Origin of the sequence: Edaphosphingomonas fennica (assembly GCF_003034225.1) — a bacterium.
Classification (GTDB): Bacteria; Pseudomonadota; Alphaproteobacteria; order Sphingomonadales; family Sphingomonadaceae; genus Sphingomonas_E; species Sphingomonas_E fennica.
On the sequence record NZ_PHHF01000043.1, the window covers coordinates 15,805 to 40,846 of the forward strand.

General features: G+C 67.3%; 25 protein-coding genes. 11 read left to right on the forward strand and 14 right to left on the reverse strand.

Annotated features, from left to right (window positions below; all coding sequences use genetic code 11):
* Positions 1 to 32: 32 nt before the first annotated feature.
* From CV103_RS10255 to CV103_RS10265, 3 genes are all read right to left on the reverse strand, one after another.
* Positions 33 to 1,085 (reverse strand): ribonucleotide-diphosphate reductase subunit beta, encoded by a 1,053-nt coding sequence (locus tag CV103_RS10255; RefSeq protein ID WP_015460051.1) that lies wholly within the window; start codon positions 1,083 to 1,085, stop codon positions 33 to 35.
* 105 nt (positions 1,086 to 1,190) lie between these two features.
* Positions 1,191 to 1,454: a hypothetical protein gene (locus CV103_RS10260; protein WP_015460050.1), complete on the reverse strand. Its 264-nt coding sequence runs from the start codon at positions 1,452 to 1,454 to the stop codon at positions 1,191 to 1,193.
* 301 nt (positions 1,455 to 1,755) lie between these two features.
* On the reverse strand, positions 1,756 to 2,160 hold the full coding sequence (locus CV103_RS10265; RefSeq protein ID WP_015460049.1) for a DUF805 domain-containing protein: 405 nt from the start codon (positions 2,158 to 2,160) through the stop codon (positions 1,756 to 1,758).
* A 217-nt stretch (positions 2,161 to 2,377) separates the two neighbouring features.
* Here CV103_RS10265 and dinB point away from each other — a divergent pair, with 217 nt between their 5' ends.
* The 8 genes from dinB to CV103_RS10305 all read left to right on the forward strand — a co-directional run bounded on the left by dinB (position 2,378) and on the right by CV103_RS10305 (position 9,149).
* Positions 2,378 to 3,469, forward strand: coding sequence for a DNA polymerase IV (gene dinB, locus CV103_RS10270; RefSeq protein WP_015460048.1), 1,092 nt, complete (start codon positions 2,378 to 2,380; stop codon positions 3,467 to 3,469).
* A 64-nt stretch (positions 3,470 to 3,533) separates the two neighbouring features.
* A complete protein-coding gene (locus CV103_RS10275; RefSeq protein ID WP_015460047.1) occupies positions 3,534 to 4,238 on the forward strand; it encodes a 2OG-Fe(II) oxygenase in 705 nt (234 codons plus the stop codon).
* Positions 4,225 to 4,890, forward strand: a complete 666-nt coding sequence (gene alkB, locus CV103_RS10280) for a DNA oxidative demethylase AlkB (protein ID WP_211314376.1) — start codon at positions 4,225 to 4,227, stop codon at positions 4,888 to 4,890. Before CV103_RS10275 ends, alkB begins: the two co-directional genes overlap by 14 nt.
* 84 nt (positions 4,891 to 4,974) lie before the next feature.
* Positions 4,975 to 5,790 (forward strand): molybdate ABC transporter substrate-binding protein, encoded by an 816-nt coding sequence (gene modA / locus CV103_RS10285; RefSeq protein WP_107394855.1) that lies wholly within the window; start codon positions 4,975 to 4,977, stop codon positions 5,788 to 5,790.
* Positions 5,791 to 6,459, forward strand: a complete 669-nt coding sequence (gene modB, locus CV103_RS10290; RefSeq protein ID WP_015460044.1) for a molybdate ABC transporter permease subunit — start codon at positions 5,791 to 5,793, stop codon at positions 6,457 to 6,459. It abuts the gene before it with no gap.
* Positions 6,452 to 7,171, forward strand: coding sequence for an ABC transporter ATP-binding protein (locus CV103_RS10295; protein WP_245896760.1), 720 nt, complete (start codon positions 6,452 to 6,454; stop codon positions 7,169 to 7,171). Before modB ends, CV103_RS10295 begins: the two co-directional genes overlap by 8 nt.
* 252 nt (positions 7,172 to 7,423) lie before the next feature.
* Positions 7,424 to 7,837: a nucleoside diphosphate kinase regulator gene (rnk, locus tag CV103_RS10300; protein ID WP_107394857.1), complete on the forward strand. Its 414-nt coding sequence runs from the start codon at positions 7,424 to 7,426 to the stop codon at positions 7,835 to 7,837.
* Positions 7,838 to 8,027: 190 nt separating this feature from the next.
* Positions 8,028 to 9,149, forward strand: coding sequence for an NADH:flavin oxidoreductase/NADH oxidase (locus CV103_RS10305; RefSeq protein WP_015460041.1), 1,122 nt, complete (start codon positions 8,028 to 8,030; stop codon positions 9,147 to 9,149).
* Positions 9,150 to 9,188: 39 nt separating this feature from the next.
* Here CV103_RS10305 and CV103_RS10310 read toward each other — a convergent pair whose 3' ends face one another.
* The 3 genes from CV103_RS10310 to CV103_RS10320 all read right to left on the reverse strand — a co-directional run bounded on the left by CV103_RS10310 (position 9,189) and on the right by CV103_RS10320 (position 11,196).
* On the reverse strand, positions 9,189 to 9,683 hold the full coding sequence (locus CV103_RS10310; RefSeq protein ID WP_107394858.1) for a hypothetical protein: 495 nt from the start codon (positions 9,681 to 9,683) through the stop codon (positions 9,189 to 9,191).
* A 90-nt stretch (positions 9,684 to 9,773) separates the two neighbouring features.
* Positions 9,774 to 10,787 carry a L,D-transpeptidase gene (locus tag CV103_RS10315; protein WP_015460039.1) on the reverse strand — a complete coding sequence of 338 codons (1,014 nt, stop codon included), beginning with the start codon at positions 10,785 to 10,787 and terminating at the stop codon, positions 9,774 to 9,776.
* Positions 10,788 to 10,875: 88 nt separating this feature from the next.
* Positions 10,876 to 11,196, reverse strand: a complete 321-nt coding sequence (locus tag CV103_RS10320) for a YnfA family protein (protein ID WP_107394874.1) — start codon at positions 11,194 to 11,196, stop codon at positions 10,876 to 10,878.
* A gap of 80 nt (positions 11,197 to 11,276) precedes the next feature.
* On the opposite strand from CV103_RS10320, the gene CV103_RS10325 reads away from it, so the two are divergent.
* From CV103_RS10325 to CV103_RS10335, 3 genes are all read left to right on the forward strand, one after another.
* A complete protein-coding gene (locus CV103_RS10325; protein WP_070933549.1) occupies positions 11,277 to 11,909 on the forward strand; it encodes a murein L,D-transpeptidase catalytic domain family protein in 633 nt (210 codons plus the stop codon).
* A 78-nt stretch (positions 11,910 to 11,987) separates the two neighbouring features.
* Positions 11,988 to 14,048 carry an amidohydrolase family protein gene (locus CV103_RS10330; RefSeq protein WP_245896762.1) on the forward strand — a complete coding sequence of 687 codons (2,061 nt, stop codon included), beginning with the start codon at positions 11,988 to 11,990 and terminating at the stop codon, positions 14,046 to 14,048.
* A gap of 31 nt (positions 14,049 to 14,079) precedes the next feature.
* On the forward strand, positions 14,080 to 16,002 hold the full coding sequence (locus tag CV103_RS10335) for a M61 family metallopeptidase (RefSeq protein ID WP_211314377.1): 1,923 nt from the start codon (positions 14,080 to 14,082) through the stop codon (positions 16,000 to 16,002).
* 151 nt (positions 16,003 to 16,153) lie between these two features.
* Here CV103_RS10335 and CV103_RS10340 read toward each other — a convergent pair whose 3' ends face one another.
* From CV103_RS10340 to CV103_RS10375, 8 genes are all read right to left on the reverse strand, one after another.
* Entirely contained in the window at positions 16,154 to 17,731 is a 1,578-nt protein-coding gene (locus CV103_RS10340; protein ID WP_107394859.1) for an MFS transporter, read from the reverse strand.
* A complete protein-coding gene (locus CV103_RS10345) occupies positions 17,728 to 18,147 on the reverse strand; it encodes a DoxX family protein (protein ID WP_107394877.1) in 420 nt (139 codons plus the stop codon). The genes CV103_RS10340 and CV103_RS10345 overlap by 4 nt, the downstream gene beginning before the upstream one ends.
* Positions 18,147 to 19,994, reverse strand: a complete 1,848-nt coding sequence (locus CV103_RS10350; RefSeq protein WP_107394878.1) for an amidohydrolase — start codon at positions 19,992 to 19,994, stop codon at positions 18,147 to 18,149. The genes CV103_RS10345 and CV103_RS10350 overlap by 1 nt, the downstream gene beginning before the upstream one ends.
* A 110-nt stretch (positions 19,995 to 20,104) precedes the next feature.
* Positions 20,105 to 20,620 carry a hypothetical protein gene (locus CV103_RS10355; RefSeq protein WP_107394860.1) on the reverse strand — a complete coding sequence of 172 codons (516 nt, stop codon included), beginning with the start codon at positions 20,618 to 20,620 and terminating at the stop codon, positions 20,105 to 20,107.
* A gap of 27 nt (positions 20,621 to 20,647) precedes the next feature.
* Positions 20,648 to 20,932 (reverse strand): XapX domain-containing protein, encoded by a 285-nt coding sequence (locus tag CV103_RS10360; protein ID WP_107394861.1) that lies wholly within the window; start codon positions 20,930 to 20,932, stop codon positions 20,648 to 20,650.
* A gap of 64 nt (positions 20,933 to 20,996) precedes the next feature.
* Positions 20,997 to 21,656, reverse strand: a complete 660-nt coding sequence (locus CV103_RS10365; protein ID WP_015460029.1) for a hydrolase — start codon at positions 21,654 to 21,656, stop codon at positions 20,997 to 20,999.
* 144 nt (positions 21,657 to 21,800) lie between these two features.
* Positions 21,801 to 22,835: a 2-oxoacid:ferredoxin oxidoreductase subunit beta gene (locus CV103_RS10370; RefSeq protein ID WP_107394862.1), complete on the reverse strand. Its 1,035-nt coding sequence runs from the start codon at positions 22,833 to 22,835 to the stop codon at positions 21,801 to 21,803.
* Positions 22,832 to 24,706 carry a 2-oxoacid:acceptor oxidoreductase subunit alpha gene (locus tag CV103_RS10375; RefSeq protein WP_107394879.1) on the reverse strand — a complete coding sequence of 625 codons (1,875 nt, stop codon included), beginning with the start codon at positions 24,704 to 24,706 and terminating at the stop codon, positions 22,832 to 22,834. Before CV103_RS10375 ends, CV103_RS10370 begins: the two co-directional genes overlap by 4 nt.
* Between the last annotated feature and the right edge of the window lie 336 nt (positions 24,707 to 25,042).

The window sequence follows — 25,042 nt, forward strand, 5'->3', positions numbered from 1 at the left end:
GCGGTCGAACCGCCGCCGGCCCTTTCCATCCCTTATTCCGCGGCCACCCCGGCGCGGCTGAACATATCCTCGCCGCCGGCATCCTCATTGGCGGCCGGCCCGTTATGCGCGGCCTTGCGGCGATCGAAGGCGTCCCACACCTCGCCCCAATTGCCGCGCGTCGCGGCCTTGGAATATTCGGTGGCGCGGGTTTCGAAGAAATTGGCGTGCTCCACGCCGTTCAGCAGCGGGGCGAGCCACGGCAGCGGATGCTCGTCGATCATGTAGATCGGCTTGAAGCCGAGCTGCCCCAGCCGCCAGTCGGCGATGTAGCGGACATATTTCTTGATGTCCTTGGGCGTCATGCCGGGCACCGGCCCCATTTCGAACACCAGGTCGATGAAGGCGTCCTCCAGCCGCACCGTCTTCTGGCACTGGTCGAGAATGTCGTCGCGCACCGCCGGCGTCAGGCAGTTCCGTTCCTTCACGAAGGCGTGGAACAGGCGGATGATGCCGTCGCAGTGCAGGCTTTCGTCGCGCACGCTCCACGACACGATCTGGCCCATGCCCTTCATCTTGTTGAAGCGCGGGAAGTTCATCAGCATCGCGAAGCTGGCGAAGAGCTGCAGCCCTTCGGTGAAGCCGCCGAACATGGCCAGCGTGCGGGCGATGTCCTCGTCCGTGTCGACGCCGAACTGGGACAGATAGTCGTGCTTGTCTTTCATCTCCTTATATTGGAGGAAGGCCGAATATTCGGTTTCCGGCATGCCGATCGTATCGAGCAGATGGCTGTAGGCGGCGATGTGCACCGTCTCCATGTTGCTGAACGCGGTCAGCATCATCTTGATCTCGGTCGGCTTGAACACGCGGCCATATTTGTCGTGGTAGCAATCCTGCACCTCGACATCGGCCTGGGTGAAGAAGCGAAAGATCTGCGTCAGCAGGTTGCGTTCCGACTGGTCGAGCTTCTGCGCCCAGTCGCGGCAATCCTCGCCCAGCGGCACCTCCTCCGGCAGCCAGTGGAGCTGCTGCTGGCGCTTCCAATATTCGAACGCCCACGGATATTCGAAGGGCTTGTAGGTGCGGGAGGCCTGGAGGAGAGGCATGGTCTTCGTCCCTTCGTCAGTCCCGGCCGGGCCGGGCGGTAATGGCTTGGTCCGCCGAGGGACCGGCAATGGCCGGCGCCTCGGCGCGGAATTCGTGGGCCGCCGTCATCCGGCCCAGGGCAGATAGAGCAGCATCAGCAGCACCACGCCGGACAGCAGCAGGATGATGCCCTTGGCGCGGGCGGAGCTCACTTCCTTCAGCCCCGGAAAATCGGGGTGGCGGCTATGTTCCTCGAACAGCGGGTCGTTCGCGCCGATGCGGCTCTTTATATAGTGATTGTGGCGCGCGGCGTCACGCAGCGTCCACAGGCCGATCACGATGTTGAACACGGCGATCGGCACGATCAGGGTCCAGCCCGGCGCGGTCATCGCTGATTCGCCTTCCGGCCTGTGCCCATATTCCCGACAATCGCGGGCATCCCCGCACCCTTATCCATAGATCGGCCCCGCCAGTTCCGGGCCGCCTGATCCGACGCCGAACGGCTAACCGGATCGAACGCTGCGGCACCCTTTCCGAACATGAAGGCAGCCTATTCAATCGGCCCCGGCATGGCTACCCGGAAAGTGGGCCGTGATCGACAAATCTGGGGATAGTCTCGCAACAGCTTGTGGCCCGGCGGCTAACCGGGCACAATTTATGGGTGAAGCCGCGACATGCGGGAAGCCGGCTTCAAGGCCGGATCGCCACGTCTTCCGCCACGGGATCGGCACCGTAACGATTGGGTCCGCTCGTCCCCGGCAGGCACATGAAATAGAGGATGGCGAAGACGCCGACGACGGGCACGAAACCGATCAGCACCATCCAGCCCGGACGCCCCAGATCGTGGAAGCGACGGACCTGCACGGCCAGCCCCGGCACGAACATCACCGCCACATAGAGGCCCAGCAGCGGCACAATCACCCCGAGCGTAGCCGGCAGGACGCCGGCCATCCCCCGGAAGAAAATGCCCGACAGCGGAACATAGAAGAGCAAGGCGACAAGGGCGTGGAGGGCGGCGAACATCCAGAATTCCCTGCGGCTCGAACGACCGTTGAAATCGGCATAACGTTTGAGCGGCAGCAGCATCCACTCCATTCCCAACCCCCTGTTTTGGCGACCTTTGCCCGTTATTCGGGCCATCATGCCTCGTGCCGCATCGCCGGAAAGGCGGCCACGCCCGCGCGACGAGCACGCATTTCGGGACTGCGAACGCGCAAGGGCATACGACGAAAATGCCATTTCCTTCGACGAAAGCCCTTTGTCGGGGTGACTCGAAGGCCCTTTGTTCCTATGATGTTCCAAAAGGGAAGCCATGGGCCAGCCGGAACGGCCAGCAGTGACGCGCAAGATCATCCACATCGACATGGACGCCTTCTACGCCTCGGTGGAACAGCGCGATTCCCCGGAACTGCGCGGCAGGCCGGTGGCGGTGGGCGGTTCCAGCGCGCGGGGCGTGGTGGCGGCCGCCAGCTATGAGGCGCGGCGCTATGGCGTGCGATCGGCGATGCCTTCGGTCACGGCGACGCGCAAATGCCCGGAGCTGGTGTTCGTCCGCCCGCGCTTCGATGTCTACAAGGCCGTTTCGCGGCAAATTCGGGAGATTTTCGCCGAATATAGCGATTTGGTGGAGCCGCTTTCGCTGGACGAAGCCTATCTGGACGTGACGGCCAACCGCCAGCAGCTGCCTTCCGCCACCGCCACGGCGGAAGCCATCCGCGCCCGCATCCTGGCGGAAACCGGGCTCACCGCATCGGCCGGCATCTCCTACAACAAGTTCCTCGCCAAGCTGGCTTCGGACCAGAACAAGCCCAACGGCCAGTGCGTCATCACCCCGGCGCAGGGCGAGGCCTTCGTCGCCGGGCTGGAGGTCGGCCGCTTCCACGGCATCGGCCCGCGCACAGCCGAAAAGCTCAACCGTTTCGGCATCCATACCGGCGCGGACCTGCGGGCGAAGGACGCGGAATGGCTCCGCCGGCATTTCGGCAAGTCGGGCGCCTGGTATCATGCGATCGCGCGCGGGATCGACGATCGGCCGGTGACGCCAGACCGGCCGCGCAAATCCAGCGGATCGGAAACCACCTATTTCGAGGATCTCGCCACGGCGGAGGCGGTGGAAAATGGCGTCCGCGCCATGGCGGACGAGGTGTGGGGCTGGTGCGAACGCACGCGGGCCGCCGCACGGACGGTGACGGTGAAGGTGAAATATGCCGATTTCCAGCAGATCACCCGCAGCCGCACCCTTCCCGCCACGATCGACAGCCAGGCGATGCTGCATGCCGTCAGCGTCGATCTGGTCCGCACCATCTTCCCGCTGGTGAAGAGCGTGCGGCTGCTGGGCGTCACCCTCTCCAATTTCGAGGATGAGCAGTCGGCCGCCCAGGCGCAGCTCGCCTTCGTGCTTTGATCGCAAGCGGCGGGATGCGGGCCTGCCGCGTTCCCGCCAGGGAAGGCCGATGGAACGACGGGACATGACAAGGCATCGGATCGAGGCCATCGACAGGCAGGCGATCGCCGCCGGGCTGGACGGCGGCGGCTGGGCATTGCTGCCCGGCCTGCTCGATCCAGCCGGCTGCGCGGACATGGCGGGGCTGTATGACCGGCCGGCCGGCTTCCGCAGCACGGTGACGATGGCGCGGCACGGCTTCGGCCGGGGCGAATATCGCTATTTCGCTTATCCCCTGCCCCCGCTGGTCGAAACGCTGCGCGCAGCCTTCTATCGCCTGCTCGCGCCCATCGCCAATCGCTGGCAGGAACGGATGGGGCTGGCGGCGCGCTTCCCGGAGGAGCATCGCGATTTCCTCGCCCACTGCCACGCCGCGGGGCAGGCGCGGCCCACGCCGCTGATGCTGCGCTATGGGCCGGGCGATCATAATTGCCTGCATCAGGACCTCTATGGCGAACATGTGTTTCCGCTGCAGGCGGCGATCCTGCTTTCGGCGCCGGGCGCGGACTTCACCGGCGGTGAGTTCGTGCTGACCGAGCAGCGGCCGCGCATGCAATCGCGGGTCGAGGTGGTGCCGCTGGCGCAGGGCGATGCGGTGGTCTTCGCGGTGAACCAGCGGCCGATCGCGGGCGGCCGGGGCGACTATCGCGTCACGATGCGCCACGGCGTCAGCAGCGTTCGCAGCGGCCGGCGGCACATGCTGGGGATCATCCTGCATGACGCGGCCTGAGGAGATGTCGGCCGGCACCGACCTGTTCGACGCCGAGCCGCGCGATCAGGCGCTAAGCCCCGGCGCGATGGTGCTGGGCGGATTCGCCCGCGACATGGACCGGGATCTGCTTGCCGCGATCGAGGGCGTGCTGGCGGACGCCCCGCCGCGTCACCTCGTCACGCCCGGCGGCCGGCGGATGTCGGTGGCGATGAGCAATTGCGGCGGCGTCGGCTGGGTCAGCGATCGGCGGGGCTATCGCTACGATCCGATCGACCCGGAAAGCGGGCGGCACTGGCCGGCCATGCCGGATATCTTCACCGATCTCGCCATCCGGGCCGCCGCGGCGGCGGGCTTTGCCGGGTTCGCGCCGGATGCCTGCCTGATCAACCGATACGAGCCCGGCGCGCGGCTGTCGCTGCATCAGGATCGCGACGAGCGGGACCGGGCGGCGCCGATCGTCTCCGTCTCGCTGGGATTGCCCGCCACCTTCCTGTGGGGCGGCGAGAAAAGGAGCGACAGGCCGCGCCGGATCAGGATCGTCCACGGCGATGTGGCGGTATGGGGCGGGCCGGCGCGGTTCGCCTTCCATGGCGTGGAGCCGGTGGCGGACGGCGCGCATCCACTGACCGGCCGGGCGCGCTACAACCTGACGTTCCGCAAGGTTTTCTGATGCCCGGCCATGCTATCGCGCTATAGCTGGCTGTATATAATGGTCCTTATGATGCGGGGCATGTTCAGATTGGGGAGGCCGGCCATGCAATCCTTTGGGCGCCGGGCGATATTGGCGCTGGCCGGGGCATTCGCCCTTGCGGGGTCCCTGGCCCCGGCGGCGATCGCCGCGCCGGCCGACGAGCCCGCGATCGCGGCGGCGGCGGACCTCAACGCCGCCCTGCCCCAGATCGCCGATCTGTTCCGCAGGAAGACGGGCCGGACGGTGAAGCTGACCTTCGGCGCATCGGGCAATCTGACCCAGCAGATATTGAACGGCGCTCCCTTCCAGCTCTTCCTTTCCGCCGACGAAAGCTATGTCGCGCGGCTGGCGGAGGCGGGGCGGACGGTGGATGGCGGCACGCTCTACGCCACCGGCCGGATCGGCCTGTTCACGCCCAGGGGATCGCCGGTGAAGGCCGACGGCAGGCTCGCCGATCTCGCCGCCGCGATCCGCGACGGGCGGCTGAAGAAGTTCGCCATCGCCAATCCCGAACATGCCCCCTATGGCCGCGCCGCGCGCGAGGCGCTGACCACGGCGAAGCTGTGGGATGCGATCCAGCCCCGGCTGGTGCTGGGCGAGAATGTGGCGCAGGCCACCCAGTTCGCCACCAGCGGATCGGCAGACGGCGGCATCATCCCGCTTTCGCTGGCGATGACGCCGCAGGTGCAGGCGGCCGGCCGCTTCGCCCTGATCCCAGCCGAATGGCACAAGCCGCTGCGGCAGCGCGCCGTGCTGATGAAGGGCGCGGGCGAGACGGCGCGCGCCTTCTACGCCTTCATGCAGAGCCCGGAGGCGCACAAGCTGCTCGATCATTACGGCTTCACCCTGCCCCGGACGGGCCAAAGCAAGCCGCGCTGAGTGGACTGGACCGCCTTCGCCCTGTCGCTGAAGCTGGCCGGGTGGACGGCGGCGCTGCTGCTGCCGATCGGCCTCGTCGCGTCGCGGGCGCTGGCCTTCCATGCCCGCCGCTCCCGCCCGCTGTTCGAGGCCGCCGTCGCCCTGCCGCTGGTGCTGCCGCCCACGGTGCTGGGCTATTATCTGCTGGTGGCCTTCGGCGGCGCCTCGCCGCTGGGGAAGCTGTGGACCGACCTGTTCGGCCACGGCCTGGCCTTCAGCTTCCACGGCCTGCTGGCGGCATCGGTGCTGATCAACATCCCCTTCGCCGTCCAGCCGATGCAGCGCGCCTTCGAGGCGCTTCCCGCCGACATCCGCGAGGCGGCCTGGGTAAGCGGGCTCACCCCCTGGGCGACCTTCTGGCGGATCGAGCTGCCGCTGGCATGGCCGGGCGTGCTTTCCGCCTTCGTGCTCACCTTCGCCCATACGCTGGGCGAATTCGGCGTGGTGCTGATGGTGGGCGGTTCGATCCCCGGCGAAACGCGCACGGCGGCACTGGCCATCTACGATCGGGTTCAGGCGTTCGACAATCAGGCGGCGGGCGCCATGTCCCTCCTGCTCCTCCTGATCTCCATCATCGCCATCCTGATCGTCCACGGCCTCTCCGGCCGGATCGGGCGGCGCCGTGGCTGAGGGGCTCGGCGTATCTCTGGCCATGGCGCGGCCGGTGCCGATCGCGGTGGATTTCACCTGCGCGCCCGGCGAGCTGGTCGCGCTGATCGGCCCCTCGGGCGCCGGCAAGACGACGATCCTGCGCGCGATCGCCGGGCTGGACCGCGCCGCCGCCGGCCGCATCGCCTGCCGGGGCGAAACCTGGCTGGACAGCGCCGCCGGCATCCGCCTGCCGCCGCATCGCCGCCGGGTGGGGCTGGTGTTCCAATCCTATGCCTTGTTCCCGCACCTGACCGCGATCGGCAACGTGGCCGCCGCCATCGAAGGCCGGCCGCGCGGGGAAAGATTGCGGCGGGCGGCCGAGCTGCTGGCGCTCGTCCATCTCGACGGGCTGGAGCAGCGGCGGCCGGCCGAGCTTTCCGGCGGCCAGCAGCAGCGCGTGGCGCTCGCCCGCGCGCTCGCCCGCGAGCCCGAGGCGCTGCTGCTGGACGAACCCTTCTCCGCCGTCGACCGCCGCACCCGCCGGCGCCTGCGCGAGGAACTGGCCGAGCTGCGCGGCCGGGTGCGGGCCCCGATCATCCTCGTCACCCACGACCTCGACGAAGCGACGGCGCTGGCCGACCGGCTGGTGGTGATCGACCAGGGCGCAATGCTCCAACAGGGCCGGCCGGCGGACGTGCTGGCGGCACCGGCATCGGAACGGGTGCGCGCGGCGCTGGACCTGGAAGGATGATCCCCCGCTGGCGGCACCCCTTCCCCCATCATTGACTTGCCCCCCACCCTCCCGCATCAATGCGGGCATGATAACGGCGCGGCAACGGCGACATCGCCATCATTCGGGGCAGCTTCCGGCGCGCATCTAGCCCGGGTCTGACAGCAGGCGCGCGTCCGGCCCAGGCCCGGGACTTTCATTTTCGAAACCGAAAAGCGGCCGCCCGTCCGTGGGCGTGGCCGTCCCGTTCCCATTCCCGAAAAGGCTCCGCCCGTGACCAAGACCGATATCCCGCCGTCCACCCGGCCGCCCCTGCACATCATCGACAGCGAATATGACGCCATCGCCGGCATCGCGATACGCGCCGAGCATAGCCAGCCGGAGCTGGCCCGCCTGCTGATGGCGGAGCTGGACCGCGCCGAGATATGCGACGCGGCCAGCTTGCCGCCCGACACCGCGGCCATGCATTCGCGCATCAGCTTCATCGACGAGGGCAGCGGCGCGAGCCGGACGGTGGAGCTGGTCTATCCGCAGGAAGCCGATATCGAGGCCGGCAAGATATCGATCCTCACCCATGTCGGCGCCGGGCTGATCGGCATGCGGGCCGGCAGCTCCATCCTGTGGCCGGACCGCGACGGCCGCGAACGGCGGCTGAAGATCGTGCGCATAGAGCGGCCAGCGCCGTGACACGGGGCCGCCGCGGCTGGATGCGGCGCGGCTTCCGCCCGGCCGGCGGGCCAGGCGAACAGGCTCGGGCGGACGATGATGGCGGCCGCGACCCCGCGCCGGGTGCGGGAGGAGGACCGGAAATCCAGCATTCGCGACATTCCCGCGAGGCTGCTACCATTTCCGTGGAATCGCGGCAGGGAAGCAACACATGAACGCGCCCAGACTTTTCGAGCCGATCGACATTGGCGGGCTGAAACTGGCCAACCGCATCGTCATCGCACCGATGTGCCAATATTCGGCGGTCGACGGCCGCATGACGGACTGGCACCTGATCCACCTCGGCCATCTCGCCCTTTCGGGCGCGGCGCTGCTGACGATCGAGGCGACGGCGGTGCTGCCTGAAGGCCGGATCAGCTATGCCGACGTCGGGCTGTGGGACGACGCGACCGAGCAGGCGATGGCGGAGACGCTGGCGAGCGTCCGCCGCCATTCCGACATGCCGATCGCCATCCAGCTCGCCCATGCCGGGCGCAAGGCATCGACCGACCTGCCCTGGCTGGGCGGTGGGCAGATCGCGCCCGGCAACGCCAATGGCTGGCAGACGGTGGCGCCGTCGCCTTATCCCTTCGCCGACGACGAAAATGCCCCGCTGGCGCTGGACAAAGCTGGTCTGGCACGGGTGCGCGACGCCTTCGCCGATGCCGCGCGCCGGGCGACCCGCATCGGCATCGATGCGATCCAGATCCATGGCGCGCACGGCTATCTGCTCCACCAGTTCCTCTCGCCGCTGTCCAACCGGCGGGAGGACGAATATGGCGGCAGCCTGGAAAACCGGATGCGCTTCCCGCTTGAGGTGTTCGATGCCGTGCGGCAGGCCTTCCCCGCCGACCGGCCGGTGACGATGCGGGTATCGGGCACCGATTGGGTGGCTGGCGGCTGGGATGCGGAGCAGACCATCGCCTTCGCCCAGGCGCTGGAAGCGCGCGGCTGCGCCGCCATCCACGTATCGAGCGGCGGGCTGGACCCGCGCCAGCAGATCCCGGTGGGGCCGAGCTATCAGGTGCCGCTGGCCCGTGCGGTCAAGCAGGCGGTTTCCATGCCGGTCGTGGCGGTGGGGCTGATCACCGATCCCGAGCAGGCCGAGGCGATCGTCGGCACGGGCGACGCCGATCTCATCGCGCTTGCGCGGACGATCCTCTACGATCCCCGCTGGCCGTGGCATGCGGCCGCCCAACTGGGCGCGCGGGTGCATGCTCCCCACCAGTATCTGCGATCCCAGCCCCGGCAATATCGGTCCCTCTTCGATATCGCCGGCAGCGCGGAGAATTGAGGGCCGGCCGTTCCGGCCCCCTCGCTTCGTCGCCCGTCTTTATCTGGATTTTGCCGGCGCGGCGGCGGAAGCCTTTGGAATGTCGGCCTCCGCATTGAAGGCGGCCCATTTATCCTCGTCGAGATGCTCGGCGAACTTGCCGACTTGCTGGGCCGTATTTTCCTCCGCCATCAATTCCCGCATCGCGATCTGGCCCAGCAGCCCGAAGCTGGTCTCGATGGCGTGAGGGCCATCATATTTCACCGCCTGCACCGCTTCCTTCCGGCAATCGGCGAGCAGCAGACGCTCCACCGTCGCGGCCATCTTCACATCGCTTTCGGCCAGTTCCCGATCGGTGACGTTCACCATCGATTTCAGCGAGGGATTCCCCGACAGCGCCGAGAATATCCAGCGGATCATCGCCGCCTTGTCCTCCGTGGAGGTCTGCCTGACCACGCAACGGTCGAGATCGTCGGAATAGACCGACGCCTGGGCCGCAGGCGCCAGCGCCAGCCCAACCAGCGCGCAGGCGCATGTCGACAGGATCCTGTTCATGAAATTCCCCAATGATTTGAATGGACATGCAGGCCACCCCTCGCTCCCCAGGGGCGTGGCCGCCTTATGCTATATTCCCGAACTCATGCTTCAATAACGGTCGCCCGGATCCTTGATGTCCTCGCCCTTGATGACGGTGAGCTTCTTGCCCGATCCGCTCGATTTCAGGCTGTCCGGCGTGAGGACGACGGTAGTGCCGGGCGCGAGGATGGCAGCGAGACGGGCGCGGAAGCCTTCGGGGACGTGCAGGCGCTTGCGCTCCTCGGGCAGCAGCTCCTGATTGGGCGACACCGTCTGCCCCGGCAGCGGCAATTGCAGCCAGTGATACTGATCGCCCTCGATCGCGCGGAGCGTATAGGCCGTCGTCTCGGCGACAGGCCCGTCGATGGTGATCGGGGTGCGGCCGATCTCCACGCCGTCGCGCAGCACGATGAGCTTGAGGTCCTTGGCGCTGATGACGATCGAGATCGGGCCGGTGGGGGCGAGATTGGGCTCCCATTTGCCGCTGTCGCCGTCCGTCGCCACCGTCCCGCCATCGGCGCGCAGGGCATCGGGCGTGGGGGCCACGCGCGGCACCTCCCCGTTCCGGGTGATGACGACGGTGAGGCCGAGCGAGGTGACGCCGTAGAGCTGGCGGGCGAAGGCCATGGGCAGGCGGATGCAGCCATGCGAGGCGGGATAGCCCGGCAGGCTGCCGGCGTGCATGGCGATGCCGTCCCAGGTCAGCCGCTGCATGAAGGGCATCGGCGCATTGTTGTAGAGGTTGGACTTATGGTCCTTAGCCTTCTGGAGGACGGTGAACACGCCGGTGGGCGTTTCATGCCCCTTCTTGCCGGTCGATACGGTGGAAACGCCGATCAGCACGCCGTTGCGATAGACGTAGGCGCGCTGTTTTTCGAGGCTGACGATGATCATCACCGGGCCGTCGGGCGCGACATCGGGCGCCCAGATGAACTGGCCGGGGCGCAGCTTGGCGACGGCCTCCTCCACGCTGCTGCCGGATAGGGCGGCCTGCATGGCGCGCGCGACACCCGGCAGCGTGCCGAGCATCACCGTCCCGCCCGCCAACCATGAGAATGCGCCGCGCCGATCGATCTGGATCATTACCGTCCGTTCCGTTGCCTGCCCGGCCCCGAGCATGGCAAATATCCGGCCCGGACGCTACTGCTTAGCCGGTTTCCCAAGGGCCGGATCAGGCGCGCGGGCCACCCAGAATCACCGCCGCGCCCGCGAGGCAGACGAATCCGCCGAGCAGATCCCACCGATCCGGCCGCGCGCCTTCCACCAGCCACATCCAGCCGATCGCCGAGACGATGTAGATGCCGCCATAGGCCGCATAGGCGCGGCCGGCATGATCGGCCTCCACCAGCGTAAGCAGCCAGGCGAACAGGCAGAGCGAGGCGATGCCGGGGACGAGCCACCAGGCGGGGCGATCCATGCGCAGCCAGGCCCAGAAGGCGAAGCAGCCGCCGATTTCCGCCAGCGCGGCGCCGATGTAGATCAGGAAGGCCATGGCGACCGACCTGCCATCGCGGGGCGGGTCGCGCAACGGCCGGAATTCCGGGACGGGCGAATTCGCGCTAGGATGGCGCCATGGATGCCGCCTTGCCGCTTTCGCGCCGCGAAGTGCTGGGCGCCGCCTGCGGCCTCGCGGCGCTGGCGGCTGCGCCTTCCCGCGCGCTCGCCCAGAACGTGCCGGGCCTGTGGAGCATCGGCAGGAACATCCGGCTGGAGCTGCGCGCCGAGGTGATGGCGGCGCTGGCCCGGCACGAACGGCGGATATGGTCCCGCGACGTGATCGGCGTGGTCGATTACGGCCAGCCGTCGAACGTGCCGCGCTTCCACATCGTCAACCTGCTCGCCGGCACCAGCCGATCCTTCCTGGTGGCGCATGGAAGGGGTTCCGATCCGGCCTTCGAAGGGCGGCTCAGGATGTTTTCCAACATGGAGGGCTCGGAGGCCAGTTCGCGCGGGGCCTATCTGATCGGGGAGGCCTATCAGGGCGATCACGGCCTGTCGCGCCGGCTGATCGGGCTCGATCCCACCAACGACAATGCGATGGATCGGGCGATCGTGCTCCATTCCGCCCCCTATGTCGGCCCCGATGTGCTGGCGCGGCAGGGCAAGCTGGGCCGCAGCAACGGCTGCTTCGTGGTATCGCCCGCCGATATCGATGCGGTGCTGGCGGCGCTCGGCCGGGGGCGGCTGCTCTATGCGGGCGCGTAAGAAGTATCGGTAACGCGCGGACTTTTAACGGCCCCCAGCCCTTTATTTCCGGCGCTCTTCATGGTCTATCAACGGCCCATGAAACGATCCATCCGCATGGCCCTGTGCCTTTCCGCCGCTTTCGCCCCCTCCATCCTGACTCCATCGGCGGCGTCGGCCGCGACGGAGCGGTTCACCGTGATCTTCGGCGGCCGTAATGTCGGCCACCTCAATGCCGACACCGATGGCGACACCACGAAGATCGATTTCGATTATAAGAATAATGGCCGCGGGCCGACCATGGCCGAAACCGTGCGCACCAACGCCGCCGGCCTGCCCGTCGCCTGGACGGTGAACGGCACCACCACCTTCGGCAGCAAGGTGAGCGAGAGCTTCGCGCTGAACGGCAACCGCGCGACCTGGACCGATTCCACCGGCACCGGCAAGGCGACGCTGAAGGAGCCCGGCATCTATGTGGCGCAGGGCGCGAGCCCCTGGGCGCTCGGCCTCTATGCCCGCGCGCTGCTGAAGGATGCGGACCATGCCATGCCGGCGCTGCCGGGCGGCACGCTGCGGCTGGAGAAGGGCGAGGCGCTGCAGATCGCCGGCACGGCGGGCACCGTCGCCGTCACCGCTTATGAGGTGGGCGGGATCGACCTCAACCCCGATACCGTGCTGATCGACGGCGACGGCGGCATGTTCGGCTATGTCACGCCCGAATTCATCATCATCCGCGAAGGATATGAAGGCGAGGAGAAGCGCCTGCGCGGGCTGGCCGCCAAATGGTCCACCGATCGCTATGTCGCGATGCAGAAGGAGGTGGCGCACCATTATGGCGCGCCGGTGCGCATCACCAATGTCCGCCTCTACGATCCCAAGACGCTGACCCTGACCGCGCCGGTGGCCGTGGTGGTGAACGGGCGCGAGATCGCCGCCGTCGAGCCGGCCGATAGCCCCGCCACTCCCGGCGAGGTGACGATCGACGGCGCCGGCGGCACGCTGGTGGCCGGCATGTACGAAATGCATGCCCATATCGGCCAGGACGATGCGCTGCTGAACCTGATCGCCGGCATCACCTCCGTCCGCGACATGGGCAACGACAATGCCGTGCTGGACAAGCTGATCGACCGGATCGAAGGCGGCGTGATCGCCGGCCCGCGCGTAGTGCGCAGCGGCTTCCTGGAAGGGCGCACCAAGTTCAGCGCCAATAACGGCATCGTGGTGGAGAATGAGGCGCAGGCCGTGGATGCGGTGCGCTGGTATGCCGCGCGCGGTTTCTGGCAGATCAAGGTCTATAACAGCATGAACCCGGATTGGGTGCCCGCCGTCGTGGCCGAGGCGCATCGTCTGGGCCTGCGCGTCGCCGGGCATGTCCCCGCTTTCTCCACCGCCGATGCGATGATGGAAGCCGGCTATGACGAGATGACCCACATCAACCAGTTCATGCTGGGCTGGGTGCTGAAGCCGGGCGAGGATACGCGATCGCTGCTGCGGCTGACGGCGCTGAAGCGGCTGGAGACGCTCGATCTCAACAGCGCGCCGGTGCAGCACACCATCGGCCTGATCACCAGCAAGAAGCTGCCGATCGACGTGACGCTGGGCATCCACGAGCAGTTGACGCTCAACCGCGACGGCCAGGTGCCGCCGGGCGCCGTCGACTATATCGATCACATGCCGATCGGCTACCAGCGCAGCACGCGCAAGGCGTGGGTCGATACCTCCGCGCCGGGCGACGACAAGGCCTATCGCGCGGCGTTCGAGAAGATCATTGCCACCGTGAGAATATTGAACGATCGCGGCGTGATGCTGATCCCCGGCACCGACACGGGCGGCGCCTTCACCTATCATCGCGAGCTGGAGCTGTTCCAGCGCGCGGGCATGACGCCGGCCCAGATCGTCAGGCGCGCCACCTGGGACATGGCCCATTATCTTGGGCAGGACCAGCGGCTGGGATCGATCGAAAAGGGCAAGCTGGCCGATTTCTTCCTGATCCCCGGCGATCCGACCAAAGACCTGAAGGCGATCAAGACCATCGGCATGGTGGTGAAGGATGGCGTGTTCTACTATCCGAGCGAGGTCTATCCCAAGTTCGGCATCAAGCCCTTCGCTCCTGCCCCCAAGGTGACGCCGGCGGCCGCGACGCCCGCGGTCGACCGCTGATCCATCGATAATATCGGGACTTAGCCAAGACATGTATTCCAAGCTGAAGATGCTGCCGCTGGTGCTGGCGGCGACCACCGCCCTTGTTGCCCCCGCCGCCGCGATCGAGCGGAGCGCACCCGAGCCGGCTTACCTGACCGACACCATCCCCGCGCCCAAGGACGTGGCCTATCCGGGCACGATGGTGCTGAACGTGGACGCGACCGATATCGATCGCGCCATATTGCGCGTGAAGCAGGCAATCCCCGTGGCGGAAGCCGGGCCGATGACGCTGCTTTTCCCGAAATGGCTGCCCGGCAAGCACGGCCCGCGCGGCGAGATCGAGAAGCTGGCCGGCCTGAAGATCATGGCCGGCGGCAAGGTGCTGCCCTGGCGGCGCGACAATCTGGACGTCTACGCCTTCCACATCGACGTGCCCCAGGGCACGAGCCAGCTGGACGTGAGCTTCGAGTTCCTGGGCGCCACGGACAAGCCCCAGGGCCGCATCACCATCACCCCGGCGATGATGAACATCCAGTGGGAGCAGGTTTCGCTCTACCCCGCCGGCTATTTCACCCGCCGCATCCCGATTTCGGCGACCGTGACCTATCCCGATGGCTGGAAGGCCGCATCCGGCCTGCCTTCCACCGCGACGGGATCGACCTACCGCTACGAGACGACGGATTATGAGACGCTGGTCGACTCCCCGGTCTTCGCCGGCAAATATTTCCGCCAGGAACGGCTTTCGCCGCGCGTGCGGCTGAACATCGTCGCGGACGAGGCCAAATTCCTGGAAGCCAAGCCCGAGCAGATCGAGGCGCACCGCAAGCTGGTGGATCAGGCGGTGAAGCTGTTCGGCGCCCAGCATTATGACAATTACGAATTCCTGCTGGCGCTGACCGACAAGATGGGCGGCATCGGCCTGGAGCATCATCGCAGCTCCGAAAACGGCGTGAACCCGGAATATTTCACGGAATGGAACAAGGGCCCCGGCCGCCGCAACCTGCTGCCCCATGAATTCACCCATAGCTGGAACGGCAAGTTCCGCCGGCCTGCCGGCAACTGGACGCCCGATTTCAACACGCCGATGAACGACGACCTGCTGTGGGTCTATGAAGGGCAGACGCAGTTCTGGGGCTATGTGCTGGGCGCGCGTTCGGGCCTGTTCACCAAGCAGGAGACGCTGGACGCGCTGGCCGCCATCGCTGCCAACCTGGATATCCGCCGCGGCCGCGACTGGCGGGCGCTGCAGGACACCACCAACGATCCGGTCATCACCGCGCGTTCGCCCAAGGGCTGGGTGAGCTTCCAGCGATCCGAGGATTATTACAACGAAGGCATGCTGGTGTGGCTGGAGGTGGACAGCCTGCTGCGCGCGCAATCGGGCGGCCGCAAGTCGATGGACGATTTCGCCCGCGCCTTCTTCGGCCAGAAGGATGGCGACTGGGGCATCGACACGTTCGAGTTCAAGGACGTGGTGGCGGCGCTGAATTCGATCGTGCCCTATGACTGGGATGCCTTCCTGACGACCCGGCTGGGTGAGAAGGCCAAGGGCGCGCCGCTCAACGGCTTTGTCAACGGCGGCTATCGCCTCGCCTATGTCGACGAGCCGACGCCCTTCATCAAGGACCAGGAACGCACGTCGAAGGCGATCGACCTCAGCTATTCGATCGGGCTGACCAGCAAGGGCGGCGAGATCACCCAGGTGATCTGGGACGGCCCGGCCTTCAACGCCGGCCTCGCCATCGGCAGCAAGATCCTGGCGGTGGACGGCATGGCCTATTCCGACGACCGCCTGAAAGAAGCGATCCGCGCGGCCAAGGGCGGCAAGGAACCGATCCGCCTGCTCGTCCAGTCCGGCGACCGTTTCCGCGACATCGCCATCGAATGGAATGGCGGCCTGCGCTATCCGAAGCTGGAAAAGGCGGGCAGCGGCACGGGCACGCTGGACCTGCTGCTGACCGCGCGGAAGTAAGCGTCGTCAGTTCCTTCCCCTCGGGGAAGGCTGCGGCAGCTGGCGGGGCGTTCGATGGACGGCCCCGCCCACGCCCTTTACCGGAAGCAAGCTTCTTTCAGGCCCAGTCGCCGCGCCATGGCCTTTCACCCGTGGGCGGCGCCTTCCCGCCTCATGGCGCCAGCAGGTGGCGGACGAGCGGCGGGTCTGTGCCGATGTGGAACTGGTTGACGGCCGCCTGATCGAGCCGGTCCGCCTGTGTCACCCGTTCATGCTGGCGGAGATGTTCCAGCCAGCTTTCGAGGACGAAGCTTTCGAGCATGGTGCCGGGCTGGGCCGCATCCTCGTTCAGGCACCAGTTGAGCGCCCCGTCCCGCCGGCGAATGCGGCGCATCTCCTGCATGGCCCGCACGAATTCAGCCTTGCGCGCCGGATCGATCCGATATTCCACCGTCACCATCACCGGCCCGCGATCGGGCGCGGGGTCCTCGGCGACGATTGGCGCCGGCCAGTGCGAGGAGGGCGCGAGATCGCGGCTCTCGCCTCCGATCCGCCAGCGCAGCGCCAGCAGCAGCGCCACCACCAGCCCGGCAGCGGCGATGACCAGCGCGAGCGGAATGCCGATGCGCCCCGCCAGCCAGCCCCAGAAGGTGCTGCCTGCCGCCATCGCTCCCTGGAAGACCACGAGATAGACGGCGAGCGCGCGGGCCTTCACCCAGGCCGGCACCGCCATCTGCGCCGCGACATTGAGCGCGGAGAGCATGGCGATCCAGGCGAGACCGGCGATCGCCATCACCAGGCAACCGACCGCGAAGCTGCCCGTCTTCGCCAGCCCGAGCATGGCGATGGCGAACAGGATCGCCGCCAGCACCGTCAGCTGGTTGGATGGGATCAGCCGGCGCAGGCGCGGCAGCAGCAGCGCGCCCGCGATCGCGCCCGCGCCCATGAAGCCCAGCAGGCCGCCATAGCCGGTCGGGCCAAGCCCCAGCTCGCGCCGGGCGATGATCGGCAGGAAGGCCCAGAGCGCGCTGGCGAAGGGAAAGAAACCCAGGCAGCGGACCAGCACCGTCTGCAACTCCGGCGACTGGCGGGCATAGCGCCCGCCCGCCCGGAGCGCGCCGAAGAAACGTTCGGCGGGCAGCGTCGCGGCCTGGGCTTCCCGTTTCCATGCGAACAACACCCCCAGCACGCCCAGCACCGACACGGCATTGAGCGCGAACACCGCCGGCGGCCCGGCCATGGCGATGATGACCCCGCCCAGCGCCGGGCCGATGGCGCGGGCGATGTTCACCCCCAGGCTGTTGAGCGCGACGGCATCGGCAAGCGCGGGGCGCGGCACCAGTTCGGGCACGATCGCCTGGAAAGCAGGCGCGCTGAGCGCCGCCCCGGTCGCGAGCGCAAAGGTGAAGGCGAGCAGCAGGGCGGGCGTGGTGAGCCCCGCGAAGGTGATCGCCGCGAGCAGCCCGGCCGCGATCAGCATCCATAGCTGGGCGCAGATCAGCAGGCGGCGGCGATCGACGATATCGGCGAGCGCCCCGCCCGGCAGCGCGAAGAGGAACATCGGCAGCGTCGTCGCGGCCTGGACGAGGGCGACCATCAGCGGCTCCGCCGACAGCGACGTCATCAGCCAGCCGGCGCCGACATCGTGCATCCACGTGCCGACATTGGAGACGACCGTGGCGATCCACAGCGCCCGGAACATGGGATAGCCGAGCGGCCGGCCGCCTTCCTCCCTGGCCTGCCCGCTCATCGTGCCGCGCGCCCGCGTTCGGCGAGGATCGCGGCCAGCATGAAGCCGCCGACCAGGCCGATATGTTCTAAAAAGCTGTTGCGATCGTGGAAGCGGGCGACGGGATCGGCGACCGTCCAGAAGGGATGGCCGATCAGGGTGGCGATGACCGTGAACACGCCGAGCGCGCCGGCCGCGAGCCACACCCAGCGCCCGGCGACCAGCAGCAGGGACGCGCCGACCTGGACGAGGATGGTGGCCGCGACGACCAGCCCGGCCGGCTTCAGCCCGAAATGGCGCGCTTCGCCCAGCGCGCCGGGCAGATCGAACAGCTTGGCGATGCCGCTCATCCAGTAAGGCAAGGTGAGCAGCGTGCAGGCGAGCGTGGTGAACCAGCGGCTGGCGAGCAGCCCGGCGATGGGAGCGGGCGCCGCCATCAGACCGCCCAGCAACCGCAGCCGAGCGTGCCCCAGAAGGTCTGGACATCCGCTGTGGGGATATCGGCGGCGAGGGCAGCGGCATGATCATGGCCATGGACATTGCAGGTGCTGGCGCAACCGCAGGCCGACGCCAGCTTCGCCGCCTGTTCGGGACGGCGATAATAGCCGCCGAAGGTGGCGACCGGCGACCAGTCCGGCATCGGCTTCGGCAGGGGCGGCGCGAGATCGCGATATTCGCCGGCGCCGTGCACCACCTCGCCCCCCAGCAATGTCAGGACGGATTCGATATGGGCGATCCCATCCTCCGGCACGCTGAAATAATCATCGCTCAGCAGCACGAGATCGGCGAGCTGACCGGCCTTCACCTGCCCCTTTTTGCCCTGCTCGTTGGAGAACCAGCTATTCGCTTCCGTCCACAGCCGGAGCGCGGTTTCGCGGTCGAGCCGGTTGGCGGGCGGATAGAGCCGGAGCCCGCCCACCGTCTTCGACGTCACCAGCCAGGAAAGCGAGACCCACGGATTGTAGCTCGCCACCCGCGTCGCATCGGTGCCGCCGCCCACCGGCAGGCCCGCCGCCATCATCCGCCTGATCGGCGGCGTCCGCTCCGCCGCCCTGGCGCCGTAGCGCTCGACGAAATATTCGCCCTGATAGGCCATGCGGTGCTGCACGGCGATGCCGCCGCCAAGCGCCGCGATGCGATCGATATTGCGGTCGCTGATCGTCTCGGCATGGTCGAAGAACCAGTGGAGGCCGTCGAACGGAATGTCGCGATGGACCTTCTCGAACACATCGAGTGCGCGGCTGATCGTCTCATCGTAAGTGGCGTGGAGCCGCCACGGCCAGCGATTTTCGACCAGCAGACGGATGACGGGCTCCAGGTCGCCTTCCATATTGGGCGGCATATCCGGCCGGGCGACGCGGAAATCCTCGAAATCCGCGGCCGAATAGACCAGCATCTCGCCGGCGCCGTTATGGCGATAGCTGTCGTCCCCCTGCCCCGGCTTCACCGTTTTCGCCCAGCCCGCGAAATCGGCCAGCTCCTCCTTCGGCTTCTGGGTGAAGAGGTTGTAGCTGATGCGCAGCGTCAGCTCGCCGTCCGCATGCAGCTTCTCGATGATCGCATAATCTTCCGGGTAATTCTGGTATCCGCCGCCCGCGTCGATCACGCCGGTCACCCCCAGCCGGTTCATCTCGCGCATGAAATGGCGGGTGGAGTTGACCTGATATTCGGGCGGCAGCTTCGGCCCCTTGGCCAGCGTCGCGTAGAGGATCGTCGCATTGGGCTGGGCCAGCAGCAGCCCCGTCGGATTGCCGGCGGCGTCGTGCACGATCTCGCCCCCCGGTGGGTTGGGCGTATCCCTGGTATAGCCCACCACCCTGAGCGCCGCCGCGTTGAGCAGCGCGCGATCGTAAAGGTGGAGGATGAACACCGGCGTATCCGGGGCGACGGCGTTCAGCTCGTCGATCGTCGGCAGCCGCTTTTCGGCGAACTGATGCTCGGTGAAGCCGCCGACCACGCGCACCCATTGGGGGGCGGGCGTATTGTCCACCTGCCGCTTCAGCATCCGCATCGCCTCGGCCAGGCTCGGCACGCCGTCCCAGCGCAGCTCCAAATTGTAATTCAGCCCGCCACGGATGATGTGCATGTGGCTGTCGATCAGGCCGGGTATCGCCCGGCGCCCGCCGGCATCGATCACCGCCGCGTCCGGTGCCGCAGCCGCGCGCACATCCGCGGCACTGCCCACGGCGGCGAAGCGCCCGTCCCGGATCAGCACGGTATCCGCCTGCGGGTTGGCGCGATCCAGGGTGGTGATCTTCGCATTGGTGACGATAAGGTCGGACATGGTTTTCCTCCCGGAAGCGCGGGAACGGGCAGCCAGGGGCGCACCGTGAAGCGATGATGCGAGAAGCGCGGCGGCGCCGCCCGCCAGCGTCGTGCGGCGGTCGAGATCGCTCACCTCGAAGGCTCCCGCCGCACCGGCACGGCAACCGGCACCGGCCGATAGCGGATCGCCGCCATCAGCCCGATCAGGACGAAGAGCAGGAGCACGGCGAGCTGGGTGAGCTGGAAGGGACGTTCCGCCCCCGTGGGCGCGAGGCTGTGGAGCGACGGCACCTTGAGAAACGCCTGCACCACGCCGACGAACACCAGCAGGTAGAGGCTGGCGACCATGCCGGCGGCGTAGATCCAGCGCCATGCGCCGACGAGGCGGAAGCGGCGATAGGCGAGGAGAACGAAGGCCAGGACGATGAGCGCCACCACGCCGGTGACTATCGCGGGCGTGACGCCGTTGAACGGAAAGAAGAAGCCGGTGACGCTGGTGGCGATGGCCGTCACCAGGAACAGGCTGGTCCATGCGCGATAGGCGCCGCCGCGAAAGAGGCCGGCGACCGCGACGAAGCCGGCCGCGATGGCGACGAAGCTGATGGCGGTGTGGAAAATCGTGATCGCCTGAAGATAGGTCATCATCCGATCCTTCCCTGATATGCGGTTCGTTCAGGCGGCCCCGTGCGGTGGATCATGCGGGGGATCGCGCGCCTCATCGTCCCCGCCGCCCGGCATCGTCCCCAGCACCTGTTCGGCACAGCTCGTCCGCACATAGGAGGCGACCGGGCGGCCCGCGATCAGCCGTTTGGCGATGGGCACGATCTGCTCGCCTAGGAGCATGCCGAACAGCCCGATCAGGGCAATGACCGGCGGCGCGGGCGATCGCACGTTGAGCGCGCCGTATAATATGCCCACGACAAGGCCGACGGCGAGCGAGATCAGATAGGGTTTCATGGGCGCGACCCCCGATATGGACCGGGCGGCCTTCCGGCACGGGAAAGGCCGCCCCGCCCCGGTTTCAGTGCCCGCCTTCGGAAGCGCCGAACATCGTCTTGGCGTAGATGATGCCGAGGCCGTAGGCGCCGCCATATTTGCGGGCGATGCCGGTGGTCATGTCGTAGGTTCCGGTCCGCGCCCAATCGCGCTGCAGCTCGAGCAGATATTGCAGCGACGTCATCGGCCGCACGCCGGCCTGGATCATCCGTTCCATCGCGCGTTCGTGCGCTTCGTCGGAAACGTCGCCACAGGCGTCGGAGATCACATAGACCTCATAACCCTGGTCGATCGCCGACAGGGTCGGGCCGACGATGCACACCGAGGTCCACAGCCCGCCGAACACCAGCCGGTCCTTGCCGATCGCATTGACCCGCTTGATGACGTTCGCATCCTCCCACGTGTTCATCGAGGTGCGATCCGTCACTTCCACGTCGGGCAGCGCCTCCTTGATCTCATCGAAGATCGGGCCGGAAAAGCTCTTCTCGGCGACGGTGGTGAGAATCGTGGAAACCTTGAAGCCGGCGGCCGCATGGGCGACCAGCGCAGTGTTGGTGCGCAGCGTCGTCGCGTCGATCGAATGGGTGGCGAAGGCCATCTGCGACTGGTGATCGATCAGGATCAACGTGTGATCGCCCGGGGAGAGCAAGGTCTTCCCCGGGGTGGGCGTGGCGGTGATCGGCATGAGGCAAATCCTTGGCGGATGAGGATTTAGGCCCGGCGATCATGCCATGTGCGCAACGATGCTTCTTGTATGGAATCGACATCGCGCAAGGAGCGCGGCGGCGGCGGACGAGCGCGCCGCGCGCGCGCCGCCCCGCGCGTCCGATCACATTGTATGGGGCTGCTTTTCCACCTGCCAGGTCTGGCCCTTGGAGATCAGCTTCTGGAGATCGCGCGCCTTGCCGGCGGCGGCGGCGGCGTTCTGCTCCACCACCGCCCGTTCGAAGGTGGGGCGCGGGTGGTTGTAGATCACGCCCAGCACCACCGGGCCGCCTTCGCCCGGCGCGAAATCGATCAACATCTGGGCCAGGCCGTGATTGGTCTGATCGTGGACGATCACGCCCGCGCCCTTCCAGTCCCCATCCACGACATCCACGATGCGCAGGCGCAGCGCCTCGCCGTCCATCGCCAGCCCCTTCGCGCCGCCGGCGAACAGCACGGGTTCGCCATGTTCCACCCAGATCTGGCTTTCGGGCGCGGCCTTCTTCTCGGTGAAGGGATCGAACACGCCGTCATTATAGACGATGCAGTTCTGGTAGATTTCCACGAAGCTCGCGCCCTTGTGGGCATGCGCGGCCTTGAGCACGGCGGGCAGGTTCTTGTGGGTATCGATGCCCCGCGCCACGAAGCGCGCGCCCGATCCCAGCGCGAAGCTGCAGGGGCTGGCCGGCCGGTCCACCGATCCGAACGGCGTCGAGGGCGATCGCGTGCCCACCCGGCTGGTCGGCGAATATTGGCCCTTGGTGAGGCCATATATCTCGTTGTTGAACAGCAGGACCTGGCAGTCGAGATTGCGCCGCAGCAGGTGCATCGTGTGATTGCCGCCGATCGACAGCGCATCGCCGTCGCCGGTGATGATCCACACGTCGAGTTCCGGGTTCGCCAGCTTCACGCCCGTCGCCACCGCCGGCGCGCGGCCGTGGATGGTGTGGAAGCCGTAGGTCTCCATATAATAAGGGAAGCGCGACGAGCAGCCGATGCCGGACACGAACACGGTATTTTCCGGCCGCACGCCCAGTTCCGGCATGGTCCGCTGCACCGCCTTCAGGATCGCATAGTCGCCGCAGCCGGGGCACCAGCGCACTTCCTGATCGGTTTCCCAATCCTTGGGGCTGGTGGGGATACTGGTCATCTCGTTCATGCGAGCGCCTCCTCGATGGCGGCTTCGATCTCGGCGATGCGGAAGGGCTGGCCGGATACCTTATTGAGCGGGCGGGCATCGACCAGATACTGGTCGCGCAGCACCGTCTTGAGCTGGCCGGTGTTCATCTCCGGCACGATGATCTTGTCATATCCCTTGAGCAGATCGCCCAGGTTGCGCGGCAGCGGCCAGATATGGCGGATATGGACGTGGTGGACGTCCCGGCCCTTGGCCCGCTGGCGCCGCACCGCCTGATGGATCGGCCCGAAGGTGGAACCCCAGCCGACCAGCACCAGCCGGCCCTTCGCCTCGCCCAGCGTGACCTCCTGTTCGGGAATATGATCGGCGACGCCGTCCACCTTGGCCCTGCGCAGGTCCGTCATCGCCTGGTGGTTGGCGGGGGCATAATCGATATGGCCGGTGTCGACCGCCTTCTCGATCCCGCCGATGCGGTGGATCAGGCCGGGCGTGCCGGGCTTCACCCACGGGCGGGCGAGCTTTTCGTCCCGGCCATAGGGCTTGAAGCCGCCTTCGGGCACGCTTTCCAGATACTGCACCGGGAAGGGCGCGTAGCCGCTCATGTCCGGCACCTTCCACGGCTCCGCCGCATTGGCGATATAGCCGTCGGTCAGCAGGATCACCGGCGTCATGAACTGGGTGGCGATGCGCACCGCCTCGATCGCGCAATCGAAGGCGTCGGCGGGCGAGCGCGCGGCGATCACCGGCAGCGGCGCATCGCCGTTGCGGCCATAGACCGCCTGATAGAGATCGGACTGCTCCGTCTTGGTGGGAAGCCCGGTGGAAGGGCCGCCGCGCTGCGAGTTGACGATGACCAGCGGCAGCTCCGTCATCACCGCCAGGCCCATCGCCTCGCCCTTCAGCGCGATGCCGGGGCCGGAGGAGGAGGTGACGCCGAGCTGGCCGGCATAGGATGCGCCGATCGCCGCCGCGATGGCCGCGATCTCGTCCTCCGCCTGGAAGGTCGTGACCTCATATTCCTTCAACCGCGACAGATGGTGCAGGATCGCGGAGGCCGGCGTGATCGGATAGCCGCCGAAGAACATCTTCACGCCCGCGAGCTGCGCGCCCGCGACGAGGCCCAGCGAGATCGATTCCGCGCCGGTGATCGTGCGGTAGAGGCCGGGTTCGGCCGGAGCCGCGGCGATATGGTGCTGCTTGAGCGGGCCGGAAATCTCCGCCGTCTCGCCAAAGGCGTGGCCGGCATTGAGCGCGGCGATGTTCGCCTCCGCCAGCGTCGGCGCCTTGGCGAACTTCTCCTTCAGCCACTGGATCAGCGGCTCGCGATCGCGATCGAACATCCAGAGCGCGAGGCCCAGCGTCCACATGTTCTTGCAGCGCAGCGCCTCCTTGTTGCCGAGGCCGAAGGGCTTCACGGCATCGAGGGTGAGCTGCGAGATGTTGAAGCTGAGCACCTGCCAGCGGGCGAGGCTGCCGTCTTCCAGCGGCGATGCCTCGTAACCGGCCTTGGCGAGGTTGCGGACACCGAACTCGCCCTCGTCGGCGATGATCAGGCCGCCGGGCTTGAGCGCGCCGACATTGCTCTTGAGCGCAGCCGGGTTCATCGCGATCAGCACGTCCGGCGCGTCGCCCGCCGTCTCGATCGCCGTCGATCCGAAATTGATCTGGAAGGCCGACACCCCGAACAACGTGCCCTGCGGCGCCCGTATCTCCGCCGGGAAATCCGGGAACGTCGCGAGATCGTTCCCCGCCAGCGCGGTCGACAAGGTGAACTGACCACCCGTCAGCTGCATCCCGTCGCCGCTGTCCCCCGCAAAGCGAACCACGATCGCTTCGGCCGGCGGATGGGCGTTTGCTTCCTTGGGGGTAAGTTCGTGAACGGCAGTCGCCATGCCCAGGTCACCTCGATATTTGTCGTTGCCTTCCTCGTTCCCGGTCATCCGGGCCTTCGACGCGAAAATATCCAAGGCCGCCACGCATGTCGCAGCGGCACGCAGGCGCCATCATAGCCCCGATGCGGGGCGGCGCCACCTCTCTCCTGTCTTTCACCATAGTCCCCGTCGCACCCGCTTGCCAGCGCCGGTTGCCATGGCCCCTTATGCTCTTAAGACGCACGCTGAACGCGGGAACGGAGCCGGTAAAGTAGCAAAAGAAGACGGAATCCTGCGATAAAGCCATCAACATGGCTCATCCGGGGTTCAGGCGGGGCAGTCCAGGGCGGGCGCGGC

What these genes read in the sequence shown, in the direction of transcription:
- CV103_RS10255 (WP_015460051.1), bottom strand. Translation starts at nt 1,085, where the DNA reads ATGCCTCTCCTCCAGGCCTCCCGCACCTACAAGCCCTTCGAATATCCG.
- CV103_RS10260 (WP_015460050.1), bottom strand. Translation starts at nt 1,454, where the DNA reads ATGACCGCGCCGGGCTGGACCCTGATCGTGCCGATCGCCGTGTTCAAC.
- CV103_RS10265 (WP_015460049.1), bottom strand. Translation starts at nt 2,160, where the DNA reads ATGGAGTGGATGCTGCTGCCGCTCAAACGTTATGCCGATTTCAACGGT.
- dinB (WP_015460048.1), top strand. Translation starts at nt 2,378, where the DNA reads ATGGGCCAGCCGGAACGGCCAGCAGTGACGCGCAAGATCATCCACATC.
- CV103_RS10275 (WP_015460047.1), top strand. Translation starts at nt 3,534, where the DNA reads ATGACAAGGCATCGGATCGAGGCCATCGACAGGCAGGCGATCGCCGCC.
- alkB (WP_211314376.1), top strand. Translation starts at nt 4,225, where the DNA reads ATGACGCGGCCTGAGGAGATGTCGGCCGGCACCGACCTGTTCGACGCC.
- modA (WP_107394855.1), top strand. Translation starts at nt 4,975, where the DNA reads ATGCAATCCTTTGGGCGCCGGGCGATATTGGCGCTGGCCGGGGCATTC.
- CV103_RS10305 (WP_015460041.1), top strand. Translation starts at nt 8,028, where the DNA reads ATGAACGCGCCCAGACTTTTCGAGCCGATCGACATTGGCGGGCTGAAA.
- CV103_RS10310 (WP_107394858.1), bottom strand. Translation starts at nt 9,683, where the DNA reads ATGAACAGGATCCTGTCGACATGCGCCTGCGCGCTGGTTGGGCTGGCG.
- CV103_RS10315 (WP_015460039.1), bottom strand. Translation starts at nt 10,787, where the DNA reads ATGATCCAGATCGATCGGCGCGGCGCATTCTCATGGTTGGCGGGCGGG.
- CV103_RS10320 (WP_107394874.1), bottom strand. Translation starts at nt 11,196, where the DNA reads ATGGCCTTCCTGATCTACATCGGCGCCGCGCTGGCGGAAATCGGCGGC.
- CV103_RS10325 (WP_070933549.1), top strand. Translation starts at nt 11,277, where the DNA reads ATGGATGCCGCCTTGCCGCTTTCGCGCCGCGAAGTGCTGGGCGCCGCC.
- CV103_RS10330 (WP_245896762.1), top strand. Translation starts at nt 11,988, where the DNA reads ATGAAACGATCCATCCGCATGGCCCTGTGCCTTTCCGCCGCTTTCGCC.
- CV103_RS10335 (WP_211314377.1), top strand. Translation starts at nt 14,080, where the DNA reads ATGTATTCCAAGCTGAAGATGCTGCCGCTGGTGCTGGCGGCGACCACC.
- CV103_RS10340 (WP_107394859.1), bottom strand. Translation starts at nt 17,731, where the DNA reads ATGAGCGGGCAGGCCAGGGAGGAAGGCGGCCGGCCGCTCGGCTATCCC.
- CV103_RS10345 (WP_107394877.1), bottom strand. Translation starts at nt 18,147, where the DNA reads ATGGCGGCGCCCGCTCCCATCGCCGGGCTGCTCGCCAGCCGCTGGTTC.
- CV103_RS10350 (WP_107394878.1), bottom strand. Translation starts at nt 19,994, where the DNA reads ATGTCCGACCTTATCGTCACCAATGCGAAGATCACCACCCTGGATCGC.
- CV103_RS10355 (WP_107394860.1), bottom strand. Translation starts at nt 20,620, where the DNA reads ATGATGACCTATCTTCAGGCGATCACGATTTTCCACACCGCCATCAGC.
- CV103_RS10360 (WP_107394861.1), bottom strand. Translation starts at nt 20,932, where the DNA reads ATGAAACCCTATCTGATCTCGCTCGCCGTCGGCCTTGTCGTGGGCATA.
- CV103_RS10365 (WP_015460029.1), bottom strand. Translation starts at nt 21,656, where the DNA reads ATGCCGATCACCGCCACGCCCACCCCGGGGAAGACCTTGCTCTCCCCG.
- CV103_RS10370 (WP_107394862.1), bottom strand. Translation starts at nt 22,835, where the DNA reads ATGAACGAGATGACCAGTATCCCCACCAGCCCCAAGGATTGGGAAACC.
- CV103_RS10375 (WP_107394879.1), bottom strand. Translation starts at nt 24,706, where the DNA reads ATGGCGACTGCCGTTCACGAACTTACCCCCAAGGAAGCAAACGCCCAT.